Origin of the sequence: Nocardia araoensis NBRC 100135 (assembly GCF_000308435.1) — a bacterium.
Lineage (GTDB): Bacteria > Actinomycetota > Actinomycetes > Mycobacteriales > Mycobacteriaceae > Nocardia > Nocardia araoensis.
The window spans coordinates 1-5484 of sequence record NZ_BAFR01000089.1 but is presented as its reverse complement, the minus strand read 5'-3'; the positions used below and the strand labels follow the sequence as shown (position 1 = coordinate 5484).

At 68.9% G+C, this 5484-nt stretch carries 5 protein-coding genes; all 5 read left to right on the top strand.

Annotation, left to right across the window (positions count from 1 at the left end; genetic code table 11):
• The coding region (locus tag ON21_RS11745; RefSeq protein ID WP_039797856.1) for a hemolysin family protein at nt 1-1158 on the top strand (1158 nt) is incomplete at its 5' end.
• On the top strand, nt 1151-2215 hold the full coding sequence (locus ON21_RS11740; protein WP_039797855.1) for a hemolysin family protein: 1065 nt from the start codon (nt 1151-1153) through the stop codon (nt 2213-2215). The genes ON21_RS11745 and ON21_RS11740, both read left to right, overlap by 8 nt.
• A gap of 46 nt (nt 2216-2261) precedes the next feature.
• The gene (locus tag ON21_RS11735) at nt 2262-3167 is read left to right on the top strand and encodes a hypothetical protein (protein ID WP_039797857.1); all 906 of its coding nucleotides are present in this window, start codon (nt 2262-2264) and stop codon (nt 3165-3167) included.
• Nucleotides 3168-3321: 154 nt separating this feature from the next.
• Nucleotides 3322-4896, top strand: coding sequence for an LVIVD repeat-containing protein (locus tag ON21_RS11730; protein ID WP_039797854.1), 1575 nt, complete (start codon nt 3322-3324; stop codon nt 4894-4896).
• A 14-nt stretch (nt 4897-4910) separates the two neighbouring features.
• Nucleotides 4911-5484 (top strand): DUF305 domain-containing protein (locus ON21_RS11725; RefSeq protein ID WP_245562554.1); only part of this gene is annotated, 574 nt, incomplete at its 3' end.

The following is a 5484-nucleotide window of genomic DNA, read 5'->3' as shown; positions in this document are numbered from 1 at the left end:
ATCACCGGTTACATCGCCGAGCCGGTGCTGGCCAGGCTGCTGCATCCGGTGTTCGCCGGCATCGGCCTGAGCGAAGCCGCCGCGAGCGGCGTCGCGCTGACGCTGGCGCTGATCCTGGCCACCTCGCTGTCGATGATCTACGGCGAGTTGGTGCCCAAGAACATCGCCATCGCCAAGCCGCTGGCGACCGCCCGCGTCACGGCCGGACCGATGATCGGCTTCTCGGTGGTGTTCAAGTGGATGATCCATTTCCTCAACGGCACCGCCAATTGGGTGGTCCGCAGGCTCGGCGTCGAGCCCGCCGAGGAGTTGCGCTCGGCCCGTTCGCCGCAGGAGCTCGGCTCCCTGGTGCGCACGTCCGCGCTGCGCGGCGCGCTCGACCAGCCCACCGCCCAGGTGATGGACCGCTCCCTGCAATTCGGCGAGCGCAGCGCCGAGGAGCTGATGACTCCGCGGGTGAAGATCGAGTCGCTCGACAAGGACGACACCATCGCCGATCTGATCGACGCGGCAGGCCGCACCGGCTACTCCCGGTTCCCGGTGATCGACGGCGATCTCGACAACACCCTCGGCTTCGTGCACGTCAAGCAGGCGTTCACCCGCCCCGTGCACGCGCGCCGGACCACCCCGCTGTCCCGGCTCGCCCAGCCGGTGCCGATCGTGCCCGCCAGCCTGGACGGCGACGAAGTGCTCGAACGCGTCCGCGCCGACGGCATGCAGGTCGCCCTCGTCGTGGACGAGTACGGCGGCACCGCGGGCCTGGTCACCATGGAGGACATCATCGAGGAGATCCTCGGCGACGTCCGCGACGAGCACGACGAGGAGGAGCGCGAGGTACGGCGCGTCTCCGACGGCTGGGACTGCTCGGGCCTGCTGCGCATCGACGAGGTCTCCCGGGCGACCGGATACGACGCGCCGGAGGGCGAGTACGAGACGCTGGGCGGCCTCGTGCTCACCCGGCTCGGCCGCATTCCGGTACCGGGTGACGAAGTCGTACTGCCGAATCCCCGCTCGCAGCAGTGGACGGCGCCGGAAAACCACGGCTCCGGCGGCTGGATCGCCCGGGTGGAGCGAATGGACGGACGGCGCATCGACCGGGTCCGGCTGATCCCGGTCGCCGCCGACGCCCTCGCCACCAAGGAGCACAGCCATGGGTGATCTGTTCGGTGTCCTGCTCACCGTCGTCCTGCTGGGCGGCAACGCCTTCTTCGTCGCCGCCGAGTTCGCCCTCATCTCCGCGCGCCGCGACCGGTTGGAAGCGCTTGCCGCGCAGGGCAAGCGCAACGCGAACATCGTCATCCGGGCGGGTGAGAACCTCTCGATGATGCTCGCGGCCGCGCAACTGGGCATCACCATCTGCTCGATTCTGCTCGGCCGCGTCGGCGAGCCCGCCGTCGCGCACCTGCTGGAAGGCCCGTTCGATCTGCTCGGCCTGCCGGACCAGCTGCTGCATCCGGTGGCGTTCGCGCTGGCGCTGACCATCGTGGTGATCCTGCACATCCTGTTCGGCGAGATGATCCCGAAGAACATCGCGCTGGCCGGTCCGGAACGCAGCGCGCTGCTGCTGGTGCCGGTGCACCTGATGTGGCTGCGACTGGCCCGCCCGCTCATCGCGCTGTACAACCTGGCCGCCAACCTGTCGCTGCGCCTGCTGCGCGTCGAGCCGAAGGACGAGCTGGAGGCCACCGTGTCGACGGTCGAACTGGCCGAGATGATCGGCGAGTCCCGCTCGGAGGGGCTGCTCGACGAGGAAGAGCACCGCCGCCTCACCCAGGCCCTCGGCACCAGCGACCGGGTGGTCGCCGACGTGATGGTGCCACTGGACGCGACCCGATCGATTCCGCTGCGCGGCAACGGGACCACGCTCGGCGACATCGAATCCGCCGTCGCCGAGACCGGCTTCTCCCGCTTCCCGGTGCGGGCGAACGACGGCTCGCTGGTCGGCTACCTGCATGTCAAGGACGTGCTCGACAAGGTGGCCGACGAGAGCGCAGGCCCGGGGACGCCCATCCCGCGCACCGATATCCGCCCGCTGCCGACCGTGGGCATGGGCGCCACGCTCTACGAGGCGCTGGCGCGGCTGCGGCGCACCAACAGCCACCTCGGCCGCGTGGTCGACGACCGGGGCAACACCACCGGCATCGTCGCCTTGGAGGACCTGGTGGAGGAATTCGTCGGCACCGTCCGAGACGGAACGCACCGGGTGGGCGAGTGACGATCCAGGCAGCGTGGGGCATCGGCCCGCGCGGGGTGCGGTGACCATGCGGGTGTTGTCCGGTGCGCAGTGGCGGGCATCCGCCGCCGCGCACCGGGCCCGGCTGGACGACCTGGTCGGGCCCTATCTCGAGCGACGAGCGCAGGGTTCGTCGCACCCGGTGATCGACTTCTTGTTCACCTACTACGGGCACAAACCCGCCCAGCTGCGGCGCTGGCATCCGGGGTACGGCATCGGGCTGGCCGAGGCCGCCGAATACCACGGTGCACGCGGGTATCACCGTGTCGGCGGCGATTCCGGCGCCGCGGACGTCTACACCGCCGATCCCGCATACCTGGGCAAACGCCGCGACACCGTCGCGTTCGTCGCGGAGTTGTCGCGTGCCACCGCGTCCCGGCCCGCGCAGCTGTCCTGCTTCGGCCTGCACGAATGGGCGATGGTGTATCGCACCGACGACATCCGCCACCACAAGGTGCCGCTGCGCCTGGGACGATCGGGCACCGACGCCGTGCTCGACTCGATGTCACTGCGGTGCACGCATTTCGACGCCTACCGCTTCTTCACCCCGGACGCCGTCGGCCGCAACGCCGAGCCGCTCACCCGTGCCGACCAACTCCGCCGCGAACAACCGGGCTGTCTGCACGCGAATATGGATCTGTACAAGTGGGGCTTCAAGCTCGTCCCGCTGATCTCGTCCGACCTGCTGCTGGATTGCTTCGAATTGGCCTGTGCCGCACGAGAACTCGACATGCGCGCCAGCCCCTACGACCTGTCCGAATTCGGCTATGATCCGGTTCGCATCGAATCGCCCGCCGGGCGGGCCGAGTACGTCCGCGCTCAGTCCGCGCTGGCCGAACGCGCAGCTGGATTGCGGCGCACCCTGCTGCGCGCCTGTGACGAACTTCTGGCATCGCACACCGACGCGGCCACCGGACCGACCCAGCCACGCTGAATCACGCGGGACGGAAAACTTCGCGAATCCGCCCGCGATTCCCCGAAACTCACCCTCCAGCCGAGGGGAATCATTACCATTCAGTCAGTTCAGCGGTGACTGTCCCAGTCACTCTGGGTAGCCAATCTCGACGACGAAGTTGGGGGTCGCGACGATGCGTCCATTGGCCAGACTGTGCCGTGCCAGAACATTGGCTCTGCTCACCATCGGCATGGTCACGGCCGTGCTGCTGCCCGCGGGCGCCTCGGCCGATCCCCCATCGAATGTCCGGGACGCGGTGCAGGAATTCCTCGATGTCGGGCGCACCTCCGTTCCCCGCGCCGACTGCGGACCCGGCGCAGCCCCCGAGAACGGCCTGCAAGGCGATGTCACCGCCGCCGACCGCGACAGCGGGCGCAGCACACAGGGCTACCGGTGCAACATCTCCTTCGTCGGCGGCTACACCGGCCGCGGTGCGGGCATCACCTCCACCAGCTTCGAGCACTGCGCCTATCTGGGCTCGTTCTTTCCCGGCGACCTGATCAGCGAGGGCCGCGGCGTCCAGGTGCTCGACGTGTCCGATCCGGCGAATCCGCGCCCGACGGTGACGCTGACCGAGCCCGCTATGCTCGCGGGCACCTGGGAGAGCCTCAAGGTCAACACCGAGCGCAAGCTGCTGGTCGGCACCGGCGTGCCGGTCGGCGAGGGCGTGGGCTACCTGTCGGTCTACGACGTCTCCGATTGCGCGCACCCGCGGCTGCTCAATCCCGGCCCGGGGACGAATCTGGCGATGCCACTGCCGATCACCACACACGAGGGCGGCTTCTCACCGGACGGCAACACCTATTGGGCCTCGGGGATCGCGCCCGGATTCGTCAGCGCGGTCGACCTGACCGACCCGGCCCATCCGCACGTGGTGTGGCAGGGACTGACCGGTATCGAGGCACACGGATTCGGCATCAGCCCGGACGGCAACCGGATGTACATCTCCGCGCTCGGCGGATTCACCGTCCTCGACATCAGCGCGGTGCAGCGCCGCGACCCCAACCCGCAGGTGCACCACCTGGGCCGGGTGTTCTGGACGGACGGCTGGGCGACGCAGCACAGCATCCCGGTCAGCTACGACGGCGAGCCGTACCTCTACACCGTCGACGAAGGCGGTTCCGGCGGCGTCAAACTCATCGATATCTCCGACGAGACCGCACCCAGGGTGGCGGGCAAGATCAAGCTCGAGATCAACCTGCCCCAGCACATCGACAGCAATATCGGTTCGTCCATGGGCGGCTCCGCCTTCGCCTACGAATCGCACTACTGCGCCGCCGACCGGCAGGACAACCCGACCGCCCTGGCCTGCGGATGGATCTCCTCCGGCATCCGGGTGTTCGATATCCGGGATCCCTTCGCCATCCGCGAGATCGCCTACTACAACCCGCCCGCCCGCACCGGGCAGAACCTGAGCCTGTGGAACTCGCCGCACGCGCTCGCCTCGCTCATCGGCGTTCCGATCATGAGCGCCCCTCCCGCGGTGCGCGCCGTACTGGAGGGACAGTTCGACCCGCTGGATGCCACCACCCCGCGCACCGGCCGCCTCGCCTTCGGCGACGTGTCCACCGACTGGTGTTTCTCGCCGCCGGAATGGCGCGGCTCGCAGCTCTACGTCGCGTGCTCGGACAACGGATTCATGGTGCTGCGCCTGGACGACGACGTGTACTCGCCGCCTGCGGACCAGCGGTCCATCGTCGGGTCGTAGCGATGCGGCGTTGGATGCGAACCGCCGCCCTGGCCTCAGCGGCCTTCGCGCTGCTCGTGCTCGGCGCCGCGCTGCGGCCCCTGGTGTTGCCGGAGAACCGCTGGCCACCATCGGTTCTCACCGAGGTCGAGATCGGCTTCGTCCAGGACATGACCACCCATCACGAGCAGGCGCTGCTCATGGTGCAGCGGCTCGATCGCTCGGTCGATCCGGCGGTCACCCGGCTGGCCGAACAACTCGACCGCACACAGCGCCTGGAGATCGGCACCATGCTCGGCTGGCTGCGCCTGGCGGACGCACCGCCCAGCTCCGCACACCCGATGGCGTGGATGCACGGCGGGGACGCGTCGCCGCATCACCATCAGGCGGCGGTCGCGCAGACGACACCCGTGATGCCGGGGATGGCGAGCACGGCGGAACTGGACAACTTGGCGGCGGCACGTGGTCCCAACGCGGAAATACTGTTCCTGCAATTGATGTTCCGCCACCACCAGGGCGGAATCGCGATGGCCTCCACCGCCGACGGTCTCCTGCGTTCGGGACCGGTCAAACAGATCGCGCGTTCCATGATCCATGGGCAGGGCCAAG

Coding starts and splice junctions, on each gene's coding strand:
- ON21_RS11740 (WP_039797855.1), top strand. CDS start 1,151: ATGGGTGATCTGTTCGGTGTCCTGCTCACCGTCGTCCTGCTGGGCGGC.
- ON21_RS11735 (WP_039797857.1), top strand. CDS start 2,262: ATGCGGGTGTTGTCCGGTGCGCAGTGGCGGGCATCCGCCGCCGCGCAC.
- ON21_RS11730 (WP_039797854.1), top strand. CDS start 3,322: ATGCGTCCATTGGCCAGACTGTGCCGTGCCAGAACATTGGCTCTGCTC.